Here is a 19,624-nt window from a genome sequence, read left to right on the forward strand (position 1 = left end):
TTGCGCCATGGAGAACCAGCCGGTCAGCGCGTCGATCGAGGCCGCCCACGCGCAGCTGCGCGCAACACTGCCCTTCGATGACACCGCAGACTTCGCCGATGCCGACCGCGGGTTCATCGCCGCCCTGACGCCCTGCGTCATCACCGCCGCCGACGGCCGGGTGGTCTGGGACAACGACAGCTACGACTTTCTGGCCGGCGATCCGCCGACATCGGTGCATCCCTCGCTGTGGCGGCAGTCCCAACTGGCCGCCAAGCAGGGGCTCTACGAAGTGGTCGAGGGCATCTACCAGGTGCGCGGCTTCGACATCTCCAACATCACCTTCGTCGAGGGCGACCACGGGATCATCGTCATCGATCCGCTGATCTCCACCGAGGTCGCCGCGGCGGCGCTGGCGCTCTACCGCGCGCACCGCGGCGGCGACCGGCCCGTCACCGCGGTCATCTACACGCACAGTCACATCGATCATTTCGGCGGCGTGCTGGGCGTGACTTCCCAGGCCGACGTCGACGCCGGCCGGGTGGCCGTGATCGCCCCGGAGGGCTTCATCGAACACGCCGTGGCCGAAAACGTCTACGCCGGCACCGCGATGCTGCGCCGGGCCGGCTACATGTACGGCACCGTGCTGGCGCGGGGCCCGCGCGGGCAGGTCGGCTGCGGGCTGGGACAGAACACCTCGACCGGGGAGGTGTCGGTCATCGTCCCCACCGTCAGCATCTCCCACACCGGCCAAACACTGGACGTCGACGGCGTGCGGATCGAATTCCAGATGGCGCCGGGAACCGAGGCGCCCGCGGAGATGCACTTCTACTTTCCGCAGTTCCGGGCGCTGTGCATGGCCGAGAACGCCACCCACAATCAGCACAACCTGATCACGCTGCGCGGTGCGCTGGTGCGCGACCCGCGGGCCTGGGCGGGCTATCTCACCGAGGCCATCGACACCTTCGCCGGGCGAGCCGATGTGGTGTTCGCCTCGCACCACTGGCCGACGTGGGGAACCGAACGGATCGCGCAATATCTGGGGTTGCAGCGCGATCTGTACGCCTACCTGCATGACCAGACGTTGCGCCTGCTCAACCGCGGTTTCACCGGAGCCGAGATCGCCGAGGAGTTCGCGCTGCCGCCCGCCCTGGACAACGCCTGGCACGCCCGTGGCTACTACGGGTCGGTGAGCCACAACGTCAAAGCTGTCTATCAGCGGTACCTGGGCTGGTTCGACGGCAACCCCGCCCGGCTGTGGCCGCACCCTCCCGAAGCCCTGGGCCCGCGCTACACGGCGGCTTTGGGCGGGCTGGACCGGGTGGTCGAACTGGCCGCGGCCGCCTTCGAAGACGGTGATTTCCGGTGGGCGGCAACACTGCTCGATCATGCGATGTTCACCGACGCCGAGCACGCCGGGGCGCGGGCGCTCTACGCCGACACGCTCGAACAGCTGGCCTTTGGCTCGGAGAACGCGACTTGGCGCAACTTCTTCCTGTCCGGGGCCACCGAACTGCGGACCGGCACCTTCGGGACTGCCGGCAACGTCACCTCGGCGGCGCTGCTCGCCCAGCTGAGCCCCGAGCAACTCTTCGACGCCCTGGCGATCCGGGTCAACGGGCCGCGGTCCTGGGACCTGGAGCTGGCCCTAGACGTCGTATTCAACGACACCGGGAGCAACTACCGGCTCACCCTGCGCAACGGGGTGCTCGTGCACCGCAAGACGCCCGCGGACCCGGCCAGCGCGGACCTGACCGTCACGGCGGCCGACAAGTCAGCACTGCTGGTGGCACTGGTGGGCGGCGGGACCGTGGAGTTCTCCGGCGACCCGACCGCCTGGACCACCCTGCGCGACGTGCTCGAGCACCCCGACCCGAACTTCAACATCGTCACCCCGTGATACCGGCCGCAACCGGCCCCTTAGGGTGGCAGTCGTGCAGTTGCTGCTGATCCGCCATGCGCTCCCGCTGCGCAGTGAGTATGGCCAGGGCTCAGACCCGGAGCTGTCCGAGACCGGATTCGCCCAAGCCCGGCGCCTGCCGGATGCGTTGGCTCGCTTCCCGATCACCCGCCTGGTCAGCAGCCCGCAGCGCCGGGCGATCCAGACCGCCGAGCCGCTCGCGGCGCAGCTCGGTCTCGGTATCGACATCGACGAGCGGTTCGCCGAATACGACCGGGAACTGGCCGGCTACCTGCCGATCGAACAGCTGCGCACCGAGCGGCCCCAGGACTGGGCGCGAATGGCCCAGGGGCATCTGCCCGCCGGCGTCGACGAGGCCGCGTTCTGCGCGCGGGTCGCCGCCGCCCTCGCCGATGTGGCCGCCGGCGCGGCACCCGACGACACGATCGCGGTGTTCAGCCACGGCGGTGTGATCAACGTGGTGCTGCACCAGATTCTGGGCACCGCGCGGCTGCTGTCGTTTCCCATCGACTACGTGTCGATCACCCGGCTGCTGTACTCCCGGTCGGGTCAGGCCGCGGTGGCGTCGACGAACTGCACCGAGCACGTGTGGGACCTGCTGCCACGCAACCAGGCCCGGTTGCCCGGCGGACAGCACGCCGCGGGCTGAGCGGCGGGTTACCGCTGAGCCGCGATGTTGCGTTTGGCGGCGCGCCGCAGCTGGAAGATTCGCGCGGTGCCGACCAGGGCGGTCAGCAGGCCGCCGCTGATCGCAGCCAGCAGGATCGCCACCCCCTTGGGCAGGCTCCAGGTCCAGGCAAAGAATGCCAGGTCGACCGGACCGGTGTTCTGCATGATGAACACCAGCAACACGATCAGGATCAGGAACCCGCCGATCAGCGCGCTCCAAAGCGCACCGGCACGGGTGAACGGCATCGACGCCGACTGCGGCGGCGGTGCACTGTGCTGGCCCTGCGGGTCGACGGGCATTGTCGAGTCGCTGCTCATAAGGACATCTTGCCGGTTTGGCGCCCGAAATGAATCGGATCTTGCGGGTTTGCGCACCGGGGGCCGGTCTGCGGACCGTGGGCCGGTCCCTTACGGTGGGCTGATGAGCGCAGCCCCCTCCGGCCCGTGGCCAGCGATTTTGACCTGGCGGGCGCCCGACGCCTCCCGGATGGAGTCGGTGCGGGTGCAGCTCTCGGGAAACCGGATCAGAGCCAATGGCCGGATCGTGGCCGGAGCCACCGCCGAGCATCCGGCGTTCGGTGTCTACTACGACCTGCACACCGACGAGTCCGGCGCCACCAAACGGCTGGGGCTGACCGTCACGCTCGCCGAACGGGAACGTCAGCTGGTGATCGCCCGCGACGAGGAGAACATGTGGCTGGTCACCGACGCCCGGGGACAGTCCCGCGCCGGGTATGACGGCGCGCTGGACGTCGACATGCTGTTCAGCCCGTTCTTCAACACCCTGCCGATCCGGCGGGCCCGGCTGCACGAGCGGGCGGCGGCGATCACCTTGCCCACGCTGTACCTGAACCTGCCCGACATGTCCGTGGTGGCGGCGACCGCCAGCTACAGCAGTGCCGGAACCCAGCCGGGGATCAAGGTGACCACCCCGGGAACCGACGCGGGCGGCACCACCGTGACCGTCGACTCCGAGGGGTTCGTCATCGACTATCCCGGGTTGGCAACGCGGATCTGATCACCCCGCCGGCCCGGCCCGCGGCGGCCAGCTCCCGGCGCCAGTCCTGCGCTCCGACCACGACCGTGACGATCTCGCTGCGCGGAAAGTTGTCGTAGCGGGTGCGCGCGGCGTGCCCATGATTGACCAGTTCGGCCACCGAGTCCGACGCCGACAGCGAGTCGCGCGCATCGGACAGCAGGGCGATGGCGCGGTCCAGCGCCGGCAGCAGGCGTCGCCAGTTGGCCTCGCACATCGCCCGGACCAGGTCCGGTGCCGTCCCGGCCACCCGGGTGCCATCCCGGAATGATCCGGCGGCCAGGGCGAACGCCAGCGGGACGTCGGCCGCGGTGACGGCCAGTGCCTCGGCCAGCAGATGCGGCAGATGGGAGATGGCGGCCGCGGCCGCGTCGTGCTCCTCCGAGCGTGCGGGCACCGCCACCGAACCGCAGTCCAGAATCAGGTCCAGCACGGTGGTGAACACCGCCGGATCCACATGGTCGTCGACGCTGATCACCCACGGTGCGCCCTTGAACAGATCTGCGTGCCCGGCCGGCCAGCCGGAGTGGGCGGTCCCGGCCATGGGGTGGCCGCCGACGAAACGGGCCTGCAGTCCGGCGGCGGCGATCTCGTCGAGGACCGGGCTCTTGACGCTGGTGACGTCGGTCAGGGGGCAGTCGGGGGCGAGCCGGCCGATGGGGCCGAGCAGCATCGGCAGCGCCGGCACCGGTACCGCGATCACAATCAGCGCACCGGTGTCAGCGGCGCGCGCCAGGGCCGTGTCCAGCTCGGTGGTGGCGTCGAAGCCGTCGGCTATCGCGGCGTTCACCCCGTCCGCCGACCGGTTGTAGCCGAACGCTGTGCGGCCCGCCGCGGCGGCCGCGCGCAACACCGAGCCGCCGATCAGCCCGAGCCCCAAGACACACACCGGAGTTTTCACTGTGCTTACCGCCACTTGTCCAGGTTGGCACACGCTGGTCAAGGGCGTGGACGGCGACTACCGTAGGCGCCCATGGAAGCACAGGGTCCGTCCACGCAGGACCGTCCAGCCGGCACGCTGGACGGTTTCGGGGTGGCCGTTGTGCGGGAAGACGGCCGCTGGCGTTGCACGTCGATGCGCGCCGCGGCGTTGACCAGTCTGGCCGGGGCGGAGACGGAGCTGCGCGAGTTGCGCAGCTCGGGCGCGGTGTTCGGTCTGATCAACGTGGACCACGAATTCTTCGTGATTGTGCGCCCGGGTCCGGCCGGTACCCGGCTGCTGCTCTCGGATGCCACGGCCGCCCTGGACTATGACCTGGCCGACGAGGTGCTCGAGGCGATCGACGCCGATATCGACGCCGACGATCTGGAGGATGCCGACCCGTTCGAGGAGGGCGACCTGGGGCTGCTCGCCGACATCGGGCTGCCCGCCGCGGTGCTCAGCGTCATCCTGGATGAGGCCGACCTGGCAATCGAGGAGCAGCTGCACCGGATCGCCAGCGAGATGGGATTCGACGACCAGCTCAGCGCGGCACTGCCGCGACGCCGTCGGTGACCGGCCCGCCCAGCGACGAGGACCTGATCCGCGCGGCCCTGGTGGCTGCCGGGCAGGCCGGGCCCCGCGACGTCCCGGTGGGAGCGGTGGTGGTGGGCCCCGACGGCACCGTGCTCGCCCAGGCGGCCAACGCCCGAGAAGCCCTGGCAGACCCCACCGCGCACGCCGAAATGCTGGCGATCCGCGCCGCGGCCGCCGTGCTGGGCGACGGTTGGCGGCTGACCGGTGCCACCCTGGCCGTCACGCTGGAGCCGTGCACCATGTGCGCGGGCGCACTGGTGGCCGCGCGGGTGGCCCGGCTGGTGTTCGGGGCGTTCGAACCCAAGACCGGCGCGGTCGGCTCGCTGTGGGACGTGGTGCGCGATCGCCGGCTCAACCACCGGCCCCAAGTGCGCGGCGGGGTGCTGGCCGCGGAGTGCGCTGCACCACTGGAGGAGTTCTTCGGCCGGCAGCGATTGGGCTGAGAGCCCCTTTGTTGGGTACGCTGTCCCGCGGTGGCGTGTCCGAGCGGCCTAAGGAGCACGCCTCGAAAGCGTGTGTGGGGTAACCCCCCACCGAGGGTTCAAATCCCTCCGCCACCGCCAAGTGATGAGCTACCTCATCCGTCACGGATTTCCCCGGCTTCGTGCCGGGGTTTTCTGTTTGTCGAGCCGCATGCAGTGATGCCGCACCGCGGCTCAGCCGCCGCGCCGTGAACCGGTGCCGGGCGCCGGCTTGGGCCGCACATTGGCCAGCACCATCTGCAGAAACGGTGTGTGGAGGTCTTCGCCGTCCAGGTGGGAACCGATGGTGATGCCCTCATTGGTGGCGATCAGCACCTTGGCCAGCTGGCGGGCCGGCAGCGCCAACTCTCCGCCGAGTCGGCTGATGTGCTTGTCGATGTAGTCGGCCAGCGAGTCCAGCGCCTGTTGCCGTTTGCCGGCCAGGCGTTCGCGAGCCTCGGGATTGCGCAGCAGGAACAGCGAGAACTCATGGCCCAGGGCGGCGCTGTCGGGACCGCCCGTCACCAGTTCGCGCCACCGCTGGGCGAACTGCGTCACGTCGAGTTCCCCCAGGGTCTCGAAGGAGCTGATGACGTCTTCGAAGCTGGTCAACAAGCGCTGCAGGTGCCGCTCGATGACGGCCAGGAACAACTCCTCCTTGGCCCCGAAATGCGAGTAGATCGCGCCGCGGGTGTAACCGGCGGCATCGGCGATGTCCTCAAGCGCGGCCCCCGCGTAACCCCGTCGGGCGAACACTTCCTCGGCGGCGTCCAGCAGCACGCTGCGGGTATGTTCCACGCGCCGTTGCCGGGTCCATCGCTGCGCCACGCGACTCATTGTCCCAGTCCAGTCGCCGTTGCACCCATCAACACCGCCAAGCCCTAGATGCGAAGCTGTATTCAATATACAGTTCTGTATGTGAGGCTGACGTGTCGTACGGCTCGCCCCTGCCGAGCCGGCTGCGGAACTCGTCGCTTTCCGCCAATCGTCTTGCACCACAACCTGTTATGCGAGGGAGGTCCGCTGTGAAGCTGGAAGACCGGATAGCCAAGCACCGCCGGATGGCCGAGAGCTACCGCGACAAGTACGTACTGCAGCAGGTGCAAGACGGCCAGACCTACGACGAGTGGGAGTTCACCGACGACGCGGTCTACACCTCGCCGTACTTTGTGGCCGATCAGGAGTTGGTACTCAAAGAGGTAGCCACCCATTGGAGCATCGCGGCCACCATCGAAGCCAAGGCCTACGGGTTGACCTTCCCGGACTGGAAACCCGTGGAGTTCAAAGTCTGGCCGGCGGAAAACGGTTTCGTCCAGCGCTATCGCTGGGAGGGAACCAACGTCAACACCGGCAAAGTTCAGGGCTTCTACTCGATCAGCTTCGTGGAGACCGACGACGACTGCAAGATCGTGCACTGGTCGACCTATGTCAACGACGACGAGTACGGACCCTTTCTGGAGGCGGCGATCGGCGCCCGTGGACCGTTCCACGGGGACGGCTATATGCAAGCCCTGGCAAGCCATTTCGAGAAGCACGGCATCACGTTCTAGTCACCGGGGCGGTGCGCTGGAGCGCGGCGCCGGGCCTGCGACTGGTATTCGGACGAAGGAACACACCATGACCACCAGTGCCGTCGACGAGTTGTACTACGACCCGTGGGACGCCGACCTCAACGCCGACCCGTACCCGATGTTCAAGCGGTTCCGGGACGAAGCGCCCGTGTACTACAACGCCGCGCACGACTTCTGGGCGGTGAGCCGCTTCGATGACGTCAACCGGACGCTGCTCGACCACCAGACGTTCAGCTCCGCGCGTGGCGTGGTGCTGGAGATCATCAAGTCCGGTATGGAGATCCCGCCGGGCATGCTGATCTTCGAGGACCCGCCGATCCACGACATCCATCGGTCGCTGCTGGCGCGGGCGTTCACCCCGCGCAAGATCAGCGCCCTGGAGCCCAAGATCCGGGAGTTCACGCGAAAGTGCTTGGACCCCTTGATCGGCGGTGACCGGATCGACTTCGTCAAAGACCTGGGATCGGTGATGCCGCTGCGGGTCGTCGGGATGCTGTTCGGAATCCCCCAGGACTACCAGCGCCGCATTCAGGAAGACGGCGACAAGCACGTGCGCACCCAGCGCGGCGGGCAGATGACCGACAACGCCGACGGCGTCCTGGCCGACGGCCAATTGTTCGCCGAGTTCATCGACCATCGCGTCCGCCACCCGGCAGACGACCTCACCACCGAACTGCTCAACGTCGAGTTCGAGGACGAAACGGGAACCACCCGAAAGATGCGCCGCGACGAGCTGCTGATGTTCATGAACGTCGTCGCCGTTGCCGGCGCCGAGACCACCACCCGGCTTATCGGATGGACCGGCAAACTGCTCTCCGAACATCCCCACCAGCGCCGCCACCTCGCCGCCGACCGCTCCGCGCTGCCGCAGGCGATCGAGGAGATCCTGCGCTACGAGCCGCCGGCGCTGCAAGCAGCCCGCTACGTGACCCGCGACGTCGACGTCGCCGGAACCACCATCCCTGCCGGCAGTTCCATCCTGGCCCTGGTCGGTGCGGCCAATCGCGACGAGCGGCGGTTCGGGCTCGACGCCGAGCACTTCGATGTTCTGCGGCCACCGCGCAGCCACCTGACCTTCGGCGTCGGCGCGCACTACTGCCTGGGCAACGCCCTGGCGCGCATCGAAGGACGGATCGCCCTCGACGAGATCCTGAACCGCTTCCCGGACTGGACCGTCGATCTGGACCAGGCGGTCTTCTCGTCCTCCTCGGCCGTGCGCGGGTGGGACAGCATGCCCGCCCACCTCGGCACCTGACGGCCTACGCCGCGGCGCCCCGTCGTCGGCCGGGAATCATCGCGGCCGGTCCACCGCGTAGGTCCCGGCGTCGTCGGCGAACTCCACCAGCACCTGGCGTAAGGCGCCGCCGACCAGCACCGTGCAGGTGAAGCTGGCGCCCCTGCGCACCGTCGGGTTGACCCCGTTGTTGCATCGGACGTCGGTCACGTCGTCGCGGCCGTAGCCGTTGACCGGGTCGGTCAGCACCCGTCGGACACCGTCTTGGGCTGCCCGCACGTCGAGTTGTATCTGCTCGGAATCGCCGACGGTGGTGACCAGCACCCAGGCCAGGAGTACACCCAGGGCGAGCAGCGCGGTGACGCCCGCGGTGATCAACAGGGTCCGATTCGACGGGCGTTGCAGGTCGGGTTTCTGCGCGGTGGCAGCCGGGGAGACCTGCGCGGGCCGCGGACGCGGCGCGTTGGTCAGCGGCCGCGGGCCCGGCGGCGGCCGGTGGGTCCGCGGCGGCGGTGCCGGCCGGCGGAACTCCAGATACCAGGGTTGCTCGGGCGGGCGTGGGCGCTGGTTTGCGGGCCCGGGCGGCCGGTGTGGTTGCTGTGGTGGCCGCGGTATCGGCCGCCCGTGGGGCGGCTTGCGCGGATCTTCCGGAGCGTTCATGACCGGCCGCTCATCCCGGGAACCGCTCGAAGCAGCCGTCGGTGTCGCCGTAGAGCCCCGACCGGAAGGCCAGGATGCGGGTGAAGCCCGCCGGCACGGTGTTGTCGTCGGCGTCACTGGCGACGATGCCATTCATCAGCAGACCGGTGACCGCCTCATCGAGGTCGCCGCCGGCCAGCATCAGACCCGGTCCGCCGGACACCGTCATCGGTGCGGACATCCGGCGCTGCGCCACCCCGCTCAGACACGCGGTCCGCAACGCCGCGGTCGCCGACTCCAGGCTCACCTCGCGCTCACGCTGCACCGCCAGCGCATAGCGCGACGTCACGGCCGACAAGCCGGTGTTGTCGCCCTGCGGCATACCGAGGGTCGATTGGTCTGTCGGCGCGCTGAGCTCCTGCAGGCCGGCCATGTCGACGACGATGAGGTTGGACTCCGGGCAGTAGGCCACCGGATCGGGATGGTGGCCGCTGGGGCACTTGCCCGAGGTGGACAGTTCCGGCGGGCGGGACAGGCCGAAGATCTGGCCCAGCTGTTCCATCAGGGTCGACAACACCGACTGGTCGATCGTGAGATCGCTTTGGGGAGTCTGCGCGTCGAACAGCGAGCCCGGCAGGTTGCCGCGGCGCTTGCGCACATCGTCCATGGTGATCTCGGCGCACATCTGCGCGTCGCCGTCGAAGCCGGTCTGGAAAGCGCCGACCCGGTCCAGCGCGGTGCCGTGTTCATCGGAGACCGACACCGGATTGTCCGCCGTCGACACCGGGTCGCGGATCACGATCAGGCCGGCCAGCACGTGGTTGAGGCCGTCGCCGGTACTCAGTTGCAGCCGCGGCGAATTGCCCGCCGCCACCCAGCGCAGGTACACGCCGGCGAAGCAGTCGGCCTGCTGTTCGCGGACCAGGGTGCGCGTCAGCGGGTTGACGGTACCGGCCATGTGCTGCAGGGCGTGGCCGTATTCGTGCGCCAGCGTGCCGCTGATTGCCATGTCGCCGAAGTACTTTCGTGCCGTGGGTAGGAACTTGGCGCGGTCCCAGGCGAGAGTGTCGGGCTTTCGGCAGTACATCGCGTTCGGCAGGTGGTAGACGTCGCCGCCGCACACCGGCGGGCCGTCGGGATCGGTGGAGTCGTAGGACATCAGCGTCGAGACCGGCTCGAAACGCCCCGGCAGCATCTGCGCGTAGTGCTGCCTCCAGAAATCCTCGATGTCGTCGATGGCCAGCAGCGACAACCGGTCGATCTGCCCGCCGTCGCTGTTATGCACGCGGGGGGTGACCGGGCCGACCTCACCGCGCGGCCCGCTGGGGCCTTCCGCGGTGGGCAAGCCGCCGACCCGCCCGGGATCGTACAACATTGCCATCGCGCGACCGGCGATCACCGTCGGTGCGGTCGGCTCGGCGCAGGAGCACAACGCCAGCATCAGGGCCGCCACCCCGAAAAGCGTTGCGGTCCGTCGGTGAGATCTGCGTCGCGGCATTCTCACCTGCTCAGGTAGGCCACGATTCCCGTGGCGACGGCCGCGGCGTACTGCGCTCGCCCGTCGGCGCTGTCCAACAGCGCCGCGTCCTGCGGGTTGCGCATGTTGCCCAGCTCGACCAGCACCGCCGGATATTCGGCCAGGTTCAGCCCGGCCAGATCCGCCCGCCCGTAGAGGCCGTCGGCGCCCAGGTAGCTCGACGGTGCAATCCCGGCGGCGCTCAGGGCATCCCGGATGTCGCCGGCCAGCGCCACGGCGGGGCCGGACTGGGCGTCGTTGAGCGGCGGGCTGGAGTAGTTGACGTGAAAGCCCCGGCCCGAGGCCGGCCCGCCGTCGGCGTGGATGGACACGATCGCGTCCGGGCGCGCGGCGTTGGCCGCGGCGGCCCGGGCGTCGATGCACGGGGCGGGCGAGGAATCGTCGCCGCGTGAGAGCTCGGTGTGCACGCCCAGGCTCTCCAGTTGCGCCCGGATCCGGTTGGTCACGTCCCAGTTCAGGCTGTGCTCGGGGTAGCCGGCGTCGGTGGCGGTTCCGCTGGTCTGGCACGGCTTGGTGCCGCCGCGGCCGTTGGGGACCTGCCGGGAGCTCGAAGCATCGTTGGCACCGCTGTGCCCCGGGTCCAGAAACACCGTCTTGCCGGCAACGCCGGGATCGGCCGATGCGGTGGGCGCCACGATGCCGACCGCGAGTAAGCACGCGGCCGAGGCGATGCACACGGTCCGGCGACGCACGGGCCAAGACTAGCAAGCGGCCAACGGGTGGGCCGGGGTGTAATGGATCGATGCAGCTGATGTCACCGCTCGATTCAGTCTTCCTGCTGACCGAGACGCGCGAGCATCCCATGCACGTCGGCGGGCTGATGCTGCTGGAGCCGCCCGAGGGCGCCGGGCTGGAGTTCGTCGGCGAGATCTACCGGGACATGCTGGGTGCCCGGGACCTGCAGCCGGCTTTCCGCAAGCGCCCGGCGTCGCCGCTCGGGGGAGTCTCCAGCGTGGCCTGGGCCTTCGACGACGACGTCGACCTGGAGTACCACGTGCGGCGCTCGGCGCTGCCGGTGCCGGGCCGGGTGCGCGATCTGCTGGAGCTGACCTCACGGCTGCACGGCAGCCTGCTCGACCGGCACCGCCCGCTGTGGGAAGCCCATGTGGTCGAAGGCCTCAACGACGGCCGGTTCGCCGTCTACGTCAAGGTGCACCACAGCCTGATCGACGGTGTCTCGCTGTTGCGGCTGCTGGGCCGCACCCTCTCGACCGATCCACGCGATCCGGAGCTGCGGACCCCGTGGACGGTGCGGCCCTCGTCGCGGCCACGCCGCCCCGCCCCGTCCCGACTCGGCGAACTGGCTCAGCTGGTCAAAGACACTGCGGCCCTAGGGCCGTCGACGGTGAAACTGGCACGTGCCGCGCTGCTCGAGCAGCAACTGACCCTGCCGTTCGAAGCGCCGCGAACCATGCTCAACGTCAAGATCGGCGGTGCCCGCCGGTGCGCGGCGCAGTCCTGGCCGGTGCAGCGCGTGGCCGCGATCAAAAGGGCGGCCGGGGTCACCCTCAACGACGTGGTGCTCGCGATGTGCGCCGGGGCGCTGCGGGCCTACCTCGACGAGCGCAATGCCCTGCCGGAGCATCCGCTGGTGGCGATGGTCCCGGTGAGCCTGCGCACCGAAGCCGAGGCCGACTCCGGCGGCAACCTGGTCGGCACCATCTTGTGCAACCTGGCCACCGACCTGAGCGACCCCGCTGCGCGGCTGGCGACCATCAGCGAGTCCACCCGCAGCAACAAGAAGGTGTTCAGCGAGCTGCCGCGCGCACAGGCGCTGGCGCTGTCGGCGGCCAACATGGCGCCGCTGGCGCTGGCCGCCGTGCCCGGTTTCGTCTCGGCGGCCAAACCGCCGTTCAACGTCGTCATCTCCAACGTGCCCGGCCCGGCCGAGCCGCTGTACTGGCGGGGTGCCCGCCTCGACGGCAACTATCCGATGTCGATCGCCCTGGACGGGCAGGCGCTGAACATCACGGTCATCAGCAACGCCGGCAACCTCGACTTCGGGCTGGTCGGCTGCCGGCGCTCGGTTCCGCACCTGCAACGGTTGCTCGGGCACCTGGACACCGCGCTGGCAGACCTGGAACGCGCCGTGGGTGTGTGAGTGTGGCCAAGCGCAGCGCTGGACTGCTGCTCTACCGATGGGGGACCGGCGGTGGCGTCGAGGTGTTGATCGCCCACCCCGGCGGACCGTTCTGGGCGCGCAAAGACGACGGCGCGTGGTCGATCCCCAAAGGTGAGCAACCCGACGGTGAGGACCCGTGGCAGACCGCACGCCGGGAATTCGTCGAGGAGATCGGCCTGGCGGTACCCGACGGCGAGCCGATAGAGCTCGGCGTGCTGCATCAGGCCGGCGGCAAACTGGTCACGGTGTTCGCGGTCTGTGGCGACCTGGACGTCACCGACGCCCGCAGCAACACCTTCGAACTGGAGTGGCCGCCGCGGTCGGGGAGGCGCCAAGAGTTTCCCGAGGTCGACCGGGTCGGCTGGTTCCCGATCGAGCAGGCACGCGTCAAACTGCTGGCCGGGCAGCGCCTCGCCCTGGACCGGTTGACGAGTCGTCTGGGGATCGAGCCCTAACCCTGGACCGGCGGTGTTCCCTGTTGCTGCTGACGCCGCTGCGCCAAGCTGGACACGATCATCTTGGCCAGCGTGCTCGCTCCCGTTGGCGGCGGGGATGCCACGGCCGGCGTCGCCGCCGCAGCATGCCACTGCGCCAGCGCATTCAGTTCGCCGGCGAGGAACTGGCGCCGGCATTCGGCCCGCTGAATCTTGCCGCTGGAGGTGGTGGGCACCCGCATCGCCGGCACCAGCAACACGTCATGGGTCTCCAGGCCGTGCTGCTCGCGGACCGCCGCGCGGATGGACTCCATGATCGCGGCGTACTCGCTCTCGGCAACCTGCTGCCGATAGTCCAGTTCCTGCACGACCACCAGTCGGGTGTCGTCATTCGGTTTCGGTTGCACCGCGAAGACCGCGCCGCGGTCAGCCAGCAACGCCGGGTGGCTGGCCTGCACCGTCGGCTCGATGTTGTTCGGGTAGTAGTTGCTGTCGCCGATGGTGACGAGGTCCTTCCACCGCCCGGTGACGAACACCTCGCCCTGGCAGAGGAATCCCATGTCGCCGGTGCGCAGGAAGGGGCCCTCACCGGTGTCGGACAGGAATCCGGCAAAGCTGTGCCCGTTCTCTATCGGTCGTGCCCAGTAACCCTGCGCAACGCTGGGTCCGGATACCCAGATCTCGCCGACCTCGTCCGGCCCGAGACAGCGGCGGGTCTCGGGGTCGGCGATCACGACCCGTTGGCCGTACACCGGTGGGCCGCAGCTGACCACGGCGACGGCGTCGGTGGTGGCGTCGACGTCGACGGTGCGGTTCTCGCTCAGCGCCTTGCTGTCGAGGTAGCGGACGCCGGCGACGTCCGGGCTGGGGTCGGCGGAGACCAGCAGGGTGGCCTCGGCCAGGCCGTAGCACGGCAGAAACGACGGGATGCGGAATCCCGCCGGAGCGAACGCGTCGGCGAACTCCTGAATGGTCGAGGCGTGGATCGGCTCGGAACTGCTCGCGGCGGTGGTCCAGTGCGACAGATCCAGCGCCGCACGCTCGTCGGGGGTGCTGTTTTTGACACACAGCCGGTAGGCGCTGTTCGGTGCCGCGGTCGTGTTGGCCTTGAACCGGGACATGGCCTCCAGCCACGCCATGGGCCGCTGGAAGAAGACGATCGGTGACATCAACACGGTGGTGCAGCCGACGTAGATCATCTCCAGGACTCCGCCGATCAGTCCCATGTCGTGCTGCTGCGGCAGGAAGTAGACGCTCGTCTCGTGCTCGTTGCCGTGGTAGGCCCGCCGGATGGACTCCAGGTTGTGCATGAGGTTGCCGTGCGTGACCACCACGCCCTTGGGGGATTTGGTCGAGCCGGAGGTGTACTGGATCATCGCCGTGCTGCTCGGGGTGATGTCGGGCGGCTGCCACGCGTCGGGGTCGACGCCTTGGTCGGTGGCTGACCACCGCAGCGCCGACATGCCGGGCACATCGGCGGCCGCCATCTTGAGTTGGGTCTGGGTGGTGGAGGTCGCCACCGCGAAGGTTGCCTGTGCGTCGGGCGCGACCAGTCTCAGGCGGGCCAGCGGAGTGTCGACCGGGACCGCGATCGCCCCCGCGTAGAAGCAGCCGAAAATGCTGATGATGCTGTCCAGGCCCGGGCGGCAGATCGCCAGCACTCGTTGCCCGGCAGCGCCCTGGCGCTGCAGGTCGGCCGCCACCGCCCGAGCCTGGGCGTCGAGTTCGCGATACGTCAGGCTGGCCGTGACGTTGTTGCCGTCCGGGGCGAAGCGGAACGCGACTTTGTCCCCATACCGCTCGGCTTGTAGCCGCAGCATGTCCACTAAGGTGTGGGCGTTTGGCATGAACTGCTCTGGCATCCAGACACCATAATGCGTGCGGCCCGCGGCGGGGCTAGGAGCGTGGCGACTCCGCGTGGCCGGCGCACCACTGATCGGGCGGCACCTGCGCGCGTACGTCGGCGATGTGGTCGCCGCAGCCGTCCCAGGTGATCTTGCCGCAGACCCGACACGGCACGGGATAGCACATCGGCGGCTCCTTTCAGGTGGCGGGAAACGCAACCGCCAGAGTATCGATGACGTTGCGGATCTTTTCGCTCACCTCGGCGGCGATGTCCCCCAGCGCCGGGTTGTCGACGATCTCGGCCATCAGCTGCGGGTTCATCGCCTCCACCAGAACCGTGCCCGGGTGCTCGGTGTCCTCGCGGACCACGACGTTGCACGGCAGCAGCACCCCGATGCGTTTCTCGGCCGTCACGGCGCGGTGCGCCAAAGGCGGGTTGCAGGCGCCCAGGATCAGGTAGCGCTCGATCTGCTCGCCCAGCTTGGCTTTCAGTGTGGCCTGCACATCGATCTCGGTCAACACGCCGAAGCCGTTGTCTTTCAGAACCTCTCGCGTCTTTTCGGTAACCGCGTCGAAATCGGCGCCGGTCACAGCGGTGCTCAATGCCACGGACATGGGAACCTCCTCGGTTGGGATGCAATCAGTGTATCAGACACCCCCGGGGGTATATACGCGCCCGGTATCGTCGCCCCATGTACACCCTGCGCACGCCCGAGGACAGGTTCGCCGGCCTCCCGGATTTCGCCTACCCGCCGCAGTTCTGCGACCTCGACGACGATGACGGCGGCACGCTGCGGGTGGCCTGGGTGCACGACGGTCCCGAAGACGGCGATCCGGTTCTGATGCTGCACGGTGAGCCGTCGTGGTCGTTCCTGTACCGCAAGATGATGCCGATCCTGGCGGAGGCCGGATATCGGGTGATCTGCCCGGATCTGGTCGGGTTCGGCCGGTCCGACAAGCCGGCCCGCGCTCAGGACCACACCTATGCACGCCACGTCGAGTGGATGCGCGCCCTGGCGTTCGACGTTCTCGATCTGCATGAGGTGACCCTGGTGTGCCAGGACTGGGGCGGGCTGATCGGGCTGCGGGTGCTGGCGGAGAACCCGGACCGGTTCCGCGGCGTCGTCGTGGCCAACACCGGACTGCCCACCGGCGACATCGCGATGCCGGAGGTCTGGTGGCATTTTCGGGAGGCGATCCAGGCCGCGCCCACGATCGACGTCGGCCGGTTCGTGCAGGCCGGGTGCCGCCGGCCGATGAGCGATGAGGTGCGGGCCGGCTACGACGCCCCGTTCCCCGACGACAGTTATTGCGTGGGACCGCGGACCATGCCGTCGCTGATCCCGACCAGCCCCGAGGACCCCGCGGCCCCGGCCAACCGGGCGGCGTGGGCCGCGTTGTGTGCTTCGCAGATCCCGATGCTGGTCGCGTTCAGCGACGGCGACCCGATCACCGGCGCCATGGGGCCGATCTTCCAGCGCGAGATGGCCGGTGCGCGGGGCCGCTCCCACCCGGTGATCGAAAACGCCGGGCATTTCCTGCAGGAGGACGCCGGCGAAGAACTCGCGCGCCACGTGCTGGAGTTCCTGCGCCGCTGAGCGTGTGCGTCCACCGGGGAGTGATCCCGCCGGCGAGGCATTGTGAAGTTTGCCCGCCTTTGAGCGACAACGTCCGCTGGTCCGGCGCGGGCGCGCTGCGGTTTGTCGCTCAGAGGTGGGCAACAGACACATCACCCGCCGCGCCGTGAATTCTGTGACAGACGAGGTCGCAGCATCCATCATGGACAGCATGGACCTGCCCGTGGCCCCACCGGTGGCTCCGATGCTGGCCAAGGCGGCGGCCAAGGTTCCCGCCGAGCAAGGGGCAGCCGGAGCCTGGTCCTACGAACCGAAATGGGATGGCTTTCGTGTCATCGTGTTTCGCGACGGCGACGACGTGCTGCTGCAGTCCCGCAACGGCAAACCGCTGAGCCGCTACTTCCCCGAACTGCTGGACGCAGTGCGTGCCGAAGTCGCCCCGCGTTGCGTGCTCGACGGTGAGGTGGTGGTGCCGCGCCAGGTCGGCGGCCGCACCCGCCTGGACTGGGACTCGCTGAGTCAGCGCATCCATCCCGCCGAGAGCCGCGTGCGCCTGCTGGCCGACCAGACGCCGGCGCAATTCATCGCCTTCGACGCACTGGCCGCCGGCGACACCGCCCTGCTCGACGAGCCGTTTCGGGTGCGGCGGGCGGCCCTGTCCGAGCTGATCACCGGTGGCGCCAGCTGTCACGTCACCCGCGCCACCGCGGACCCCGAGCAGGCCATGCGCTGGCTCACCACCTTCGAGGGCGCCGGGCTGGACGGGGTGGTGGCCAAGCGGACCGACGGGCCGTACCTGCCGGGCAAGCGGGAGATGGTCAAGGTCAAGCACCACCGCGACGCCGACTGCGTGGTGATGGGATACCGCATCCACAAGAGCGGTGCGGGTATCGGCTCGCTGCTGCTGGGGCTCTACCGTCCTGACGGCGAGCTCGCGATGGTCGGCGGCGCGGCCTCGTTCAGCGACGCCGACCGGCTGGCGTTGCACCGCGAGCTGGAGCCGCTGCGCATCGGCGACGTCCGCGATGGCGAGCCCAGCCGGTGGAACTCGGCTGCCGACAAGCAGTGGGTTCCCATCCGGCCGGAGCGCGTCGCCGAGGTCGCCTATGACCAGATGGAAGGCGACCGCTTCCGGCACACCGTGAAGCTGCTGCGGTGGCGCCCCGATCGGGACCCGGCCAGCTGCACCTTCGACCAGCTTGAGGTGCCGCTGAACTACGACCTCGCCGACGTGCTGGTGACCTGACATGGCCGAGCCCGAGGTGGTGGACGTCGACGGTGTCGCGGTCCGGGTCACCAGCCCCGACAAGGTGTATTTCCCCCGGTTAGGCGCGGGGGGCACCAAGCGGGCGCTGGCCGCCTACTACCTGGCCGTGGCGCGCGGCCCGCTGCTGCACGCCCTGCGGGACCGGCCCAGCCACCTGCAACGGTTCCCCGACGGCATCGACGGCGCGGAGGTCTACCAGAAGCGACTGCCCAAGGGGCACCCGCAGGAGCTGGAGACCTGCCGGGTCACGTTCCCGTCGGGGCGTACCGCCGACGCTCTGAAGGTCACCCGGCCCGCCGACATCCTGTGGGCGGTGCAGATGAGCACCGTGACCTTCCACCCGTGGCCGGTGCGCTGCCCCGACACCGACCACCCCGACGAACTGCGCATCGACCTGGACCCGCAGCCCGGCACCGGATTCGACGAGGCGCGGGCGGTCGCGCTGCAGGTGCTGCGCCCCCTGCTCGACGAACTCGGGCTGATCGGCCACGTCAAGACCTCCGGTGGCCGCGGGCTGCACGTGTACCTGCGGATCAAGACCGACTGGGACTTCATCGCGGTCCGCCGGGCCGGTATCGCGCTGGCCCGCGAAGTGGAGCGGCGCGCGCCGGACGCGGTCACCACGTCGTGGTGGAAGGAAGAACGCGGCGCGCGGATCTTCGTCGACTTCAACCAGAACGCCCGCGACCGCACCATGGCGTCGGCCTATTCGGCGCGGGCCACGCCGATCGCCACCGTCTCGACTCCGTTGACCTGGGACGAGTTGCCCGAAGCCGACCCCGACGACTACACCATTGCCACGGTGCCGGATCTGATCGCGCGGCGCGGCGATCCTTGGAGCGCCATCGACGACCTCGAACAGTCCCTCGACCCGCTGCTGGCCCTGGTGGCCGACGACGAGGCCCGCGGGCTCGGCGACCTGCCCTACCCGCCGAACTATCCGAAAATGCCGGGCGAACCCAAACGGGTGCAGCCGAGCCGGGACACCGCCCATCGGGAGGCCTGAGCTGTTGCGGCCGCGGCCCTGGCCTCGGCGGCGCTCAGTCCTGCCCCAGCAGCCCGACGCAGGTGGCGGTGAGCAACCGGGTCAGGGCGGTGGAGAAGTCCAGGTTCCAATCGGGCGGAACCTGAGTCTCGGTGGCGTAGGCATCGGCGAGGTCCGCCGGTGGATGGGCGATCTGCCACAGCGGCGCCGCCAGCGAGTACGACGCCAGCAGCAGATCCAGTGCGCCCTCTTTGCCCAGGGCCGGCAGGGCGCGTTCGATGGCGTCGGCCATCGCCAGGCCCGCCGCGGAGCTTCGCCGGCGGACCTCGAGCACCCGGTCGACCTCGACTTCGTGTTCGAGGTGCAGGTGCAGGTTCGCCAGCATGTCGCAGAACAGCGGGTCGGCCACCAATCCGCTGGTCAAAGCGGTCGCGACCCGCCCGGGGGACATCGGGCCGGGTTCGCTCAGGGCGGTGCAGACGCTGTCCGACCAGCGTTCCCAGCTCTCGGCGGCCAGCAGCAGCAGCACCTCTTTGTGCGAGCTGAAGTAGCGCCGTACCGCCGAATAGTGCACGCCGGCGCGACTGGCGACGGCGGTCAGCGTCACCGACGCGACCCCGGTCTCGGTCGCGACCGATCGGGCCGCCTCCATCAGCGCTTCGGCCCGCTGGCGCTTCTTCTCTTCGCTGCGGGCGCGTTGGAAGGTCGCCTGACGCACAGCGACGAGGATAACGCACGTGATGTGCGTTGCAGGTCTCCGCGGAAGTGCTGTAGCGTGCGCTTACGCTCGTGAACGTGGGTTAGGGTACCCAAAGAATGCTTGGCGAAGGG

Annotated in this window: 22 protein-coding genes and 1 tRNA gene; 13 read left to right on the forward strand and 10 right to left on the reverse strand. The window is 69.2% G+C overall.

What is annotated here, in order from left to right; all coding sequences use genetic code 11:
• The first annotated feature begins 7 nt into the window (after window positions 1–7).
• Complete coding sequence (locus AWC02_RS14080; RefSeq protein ID WP_085129383.1) at window positions 8–1,879, forward strand: alkyl/aryl-sulfatase; 1,872 nt, start codon at window positions 8–10, stop codon at window positions 1,877–1,879.
• A 34-nt stretch (window positions 1,880–1,913) separates the two neighbouring features.
• Window positions 1,914–2,549 carry a histidine phosphatase family protein gene (locus tag AWC02_RS14085; protein WP_085129384.1) on the forward strand — a complete coding sequence of 212 codons (636 nt, stop codon included), beginning with the start codon at window positions 1,914–1,916 and terminating at the stop codon, window positions 2,547–2,549.
• 8 nt (window positions 2,550–2,557) lie between these two features.
• Here AWC02_RS14085 and AWC02_RS14090 read toward each other — a convergent pair whose 3' ends face one another.
• Window positions 2,558–2,887 (reverse strand): LapA family protein, encoded by a 330-nt coding sequence (locus AWC02_RS14090; protein ID WP_085129385.1) that lies wholly within the window; start codon window positions 2,885–2,887, stop codon window positions 2,558–2,560.
• A 103-nt stretch (window positions 2,888–2,990) separates the two neighbouring features.
• Here AWC02_RS14090 and AWC02_RS14095 point away from each other — a divergent pair, with 103 nt between their 5' ends.
• Window positions 2,991–3,587 carry a putative glycolipid-binding domain-containing protein gene (locus AWC02_RS14095; RefSeq protein WP_085129386.1) on the forward strand — a complete coding sequence of 199 codons (597 nt, stop codon included), beginning with the start codon at window positions 2,991–2,993 and terminating at the stop codon, window positions 3,585–3,587.
• Here the strand turns inward: AWC02_RS14095 and AWC02_RS14100 are convergent.
• Complete coding sequence (locus AWC02_RS14100; RefSeq protein ID WP_237160472.1) at window positions 3,553–4,494, reverse strand: prephenate dehydrogenase; 942 nt, start codon at window positions 4,492–4,494, stop codon at window positions 3,553–3,555. The genes AWC02_RS14095 and AWC02_RS14100 overlap by 35 nt on opposite strands.
• 84 nt (window positions 4,495–4,578) lie before the next feature.
• Between AWC02_RS14100 and AWC02_RS14105 the strand changes: the two genes are divergently transcribed.
• The 3 genes from AWC02_RS14105 to AWC02_RS14115 all read left to right on the forward strand — a co-directional run bounded on the left by AWC02_RS14105 (window position 4,579) and on the right by AWC02_RS14115 (window position 5,684).
• Window positions 4,579–5,100 (forward strand): tRNA adenosine deaminase-associated protein, encoded by a 522-nt coding sequence (locus tag AWC02_RS14105; RefSeq protein WP_085129388.1) that lies wholly within the window; start codon window positions 4,579–4,581, stop codon window positions 5,098–5,100.
• Window positions 5,097–5,564: a nucleoside deaminase gene (locus AWC02_RS14110; RefSeq protein ID WP_085129389.1), complete on the forward strand. Its 468-nt coding sequence runs from the start codon at window positions 5,097–5,099 to the stop codon at window positions 5,562–5,564. The genes AWC02_RS14105 and AWC02_RS14110 overlap by 4 nt, the downstream gene beginning before the upstream one ends.
• A 29-nt stretch (window positions 5,565–5,593) precedes the next feature.
• Window positions 5,594–5,684: transfer RNA gene (locus AWC02_RS14115), tRNA-Ser, on the forward strand.
• A 93-nt stretch (window positions 5,685–5,777) separates the two neighbouring features.
• On the opposite strand, the gene AWC02_RS14120 is transcribed toward AWC02_RS14115, so the two are convergent.
• Complete coding sequence (locus AWC02_RS14120) at window positions 5,778–6,410, reverse strand: TetR/AcrR family transcriptional regulator (protein ID WP_085129460.1); 633 nt, start codon at window positions 6,408–6,410, stop codon at window positions 5,778–5,780.
• A 197-nt stretch (window positions 6,411–6,607) separates the two neighbouring features.
• Here AWC02_RS14120 and AWC02_RS14125 point away from each other — a divergent pair, with 197 nt between their 5' ends.
• The gene (locus AWC02_RS14125) at window positions 6,608–7,132 is read left to right on the forward strand and encodes a nuclear transport factor 2-like protein (RefSeq protein WP_085129390.1); all 525 of its coding nucleotides are present in this window, start codon (window positions 6,608–6,610) and stop codon (window positions 7,130–7,132) included.
• A 67-nt stretch (window positions 7,133–7,199) separates the two neighbouring features.
• Window positions 7,200–8,408 carry a cytochrome P450 gene (locus AWC02_RS14130; protein WP_085129391.1) on the forward strand — a complete coding sequence of 403 codons (1,209 nt, stop codon included), beginning with the start codon at window positions 7,200–7,202 and terminating at the stop codon, window positions 8,406–8,408.
• Between the two features lie 36 nt (window positions 8,409–8,444).
• On the opposite strand, the gene AWC02_RS22185 is transcribed toward AWC02_RS14130, so the two are convergent.
• The 3 genes from AWC02_RS22185 to AWC02_RS14145 are packed head-to-tail and all read right to left on the reverse strand — an operon-like array spanning window position 8,445 to window position 11,255.
• Window positions 8,445–9,047, reverse strand: coding sequence for a DUF4333 domain-containing protein (locus tag AWC02_RS22185; RefSeq protein ID WP_085129392.1), 603 nt, complete (start codon window positions 9,045–9,047; stop codon window positions 8,445–8,447).
• 10 nt (window positions 9,048–9,057) lie between these two features.
• Window positions 9,058–10,524, reverse strand: coding sequence for a neutral zinc metallopeptidase (locus tag AWC02_RS14140; protein ID WP_085129393.1), 1,467 nt, complete (start codon window positions 10,522–10,524; stop codon window positions 9,058–9,060).
• A 2-nt stretch (window positions 10,525–10,526) separates the two neighbouring features.
• A complete protein-coding gene (locus tag AWC02_RS14145) occupies window positions 10,527–11,255 on the reverse strand; it encodes an Rv3717 family N-acetylmuramoyl-L-alanine amidase (RefSeq protein WP_085129394.1) in 729 nt (242 codons plus the stop codon).
• Window positions 11,256–11,305: 50 nt separating this feature from the next.
• Between AWC02_RS14145 and AWC02_RS14150 the strand changes: the two genes are divergently transcribed.
• Together AWC02_RS14150 and AWC02_RS14155 are read left to right on the forward strand one after the other, a co-directional pair.
• The gene (locus tag AWC02_RS14150; protein ID WP_085129395.1) at window positions 11,306–12,664 is read left to right on the forward strand and encodes a WS/DGAT/MGAT family O-acyltransferase; all 1,359 of its coding nucleotides are present in this window, start codon (window positions 11,306–11,308) and stop codon (window positions 12,662–12,664) included.
• Between the two features lie 2 nt (window positions 12,665–12,666).
• Entirely contained in the window at window positions 12,667–13,140 is a 474-nt protein-coding gene (locus AWC02_RS14155; RefSeq protein WP_085129396.1) for an NUDIX hydrolase, read from the forward strand.
• Here the strand turns inward: AWC02_RS14155 and AWC02_RS14160 are convergent.
• The 3 genes from AWC02_RS14160 to AWC02_RS14165 form a co-directional block, all read right to left on the reverse strand.
• Window positions 13,137–14,939, reverse strand: coding sequence for a fatty acyl-AMP ligase (locus tag AWC02_RS14160; RefSeq protein ID WP_237160470.1), 1,803 nt, complete (start codon window positions 14,937–14,939; stop codon window positions 13,137–13,139). The genes AWC02_RS14155 and AWC02_RS14160 overlap by 4 nt on opposite strands.
• A gap of 76 nt (window positions 14,940–15,015) precedes the next feature.
• On the reverse strand, window positions 15,016–15,150 hold the full coding sequence (locus tag AWC02_RS22905) for a hypothetical protein (protein WP_264079878.1): 135 nt from the start codon (window positions 15,148–15,150) through the stop codon (window positions 15,016–15,018).
• Between the two features lie 12 nt (window positions 15,151–15,162).
• Entirely contained in the window at window positions 15,163–15,579 is a 417-nt protein-coding gene (locus tag AWC02_RS14165) for a DUF302 domain-containing protein (RefSeq protein WP_085129397.1), read from the reverse strand.
• Window positions 15,580–15,656: 77 nt separating this feature from the next.
• Here AWC02_RS14165 and AWC02_RS14170 point away from each other — a divergent pair, with 77 nt between their 5' ends.
• The 3 genes from AWC02_RS14170 to AWC02_RS14180 all read left to right on the forward strand — a co-directional run bounded on the left by AWC02_RS14170 (window position 15,657) and on the right by AWC02_RS14180 (window position 18,814).
• On the forward strand, window positions 15,657–16,562 hold the full coding sequence (locus tag AWC02_RS14170; RefSeq protein WP_085129398.1) for a haloalkane dehalogenase: 906 nt from the start codon (window positions 15,657–15,659) through the stop codon (window positions 16,560–16,562).
• Window positions 16,563–16,743: 181 nt separating this feature from the next.
• Window positions 16,744–17,787, forward strand: coding sequence for an ATP-dependent DNA ligase (locus AWC02_RS14175; protein ID WP_085129462.1), 1,044 nt, complete (start codon window positions 16,744–16,746; stop codon window positions 17,785–17,787).
• A 1-nt stretch (window position 17,788) separates the two neighbouring features.
• A complete protein-coding gene (locus tag AWC02_RS14180) occupies window positions 17,789–18,814 on the forward strand; it encodes a DNA polymerase domain-containing protein (protein ID WP_085129399.1) in 1,026 nt (341 codons plus the stop codon).
• A 34-nt stretch (window positions 18,815–18,848) separates the two neighbouring features.
• On the opposite strand, the gene AWC02_RS14185 is transcribed toward AWC02_RS14180, so the two are convergent.
• A complete protein-coding gene (locus AWC02_RS14185; RefSeq protein WP_085129400.1) occupies window positions 18,849–19,511 on the reverse strand; it encodes a TetR/AcrR family transcriptional regulator in 663 nt (220 codons plus the stop codon).
• Between the last annotated feature and the right edge of the window lie 113 nt (window positions 19,512–19,624).

Source organism: Mycolicibacter engbaekii (assembly GCF_002101585.1).
In the GTDB taxonomy this organism is placed as follows: Bacteria; Actinomycetota; Actinomycetes; order Mycobacteriales; family Mycobacteriaceae; genus Mycobacterium; species Mycobacterium engbaekii.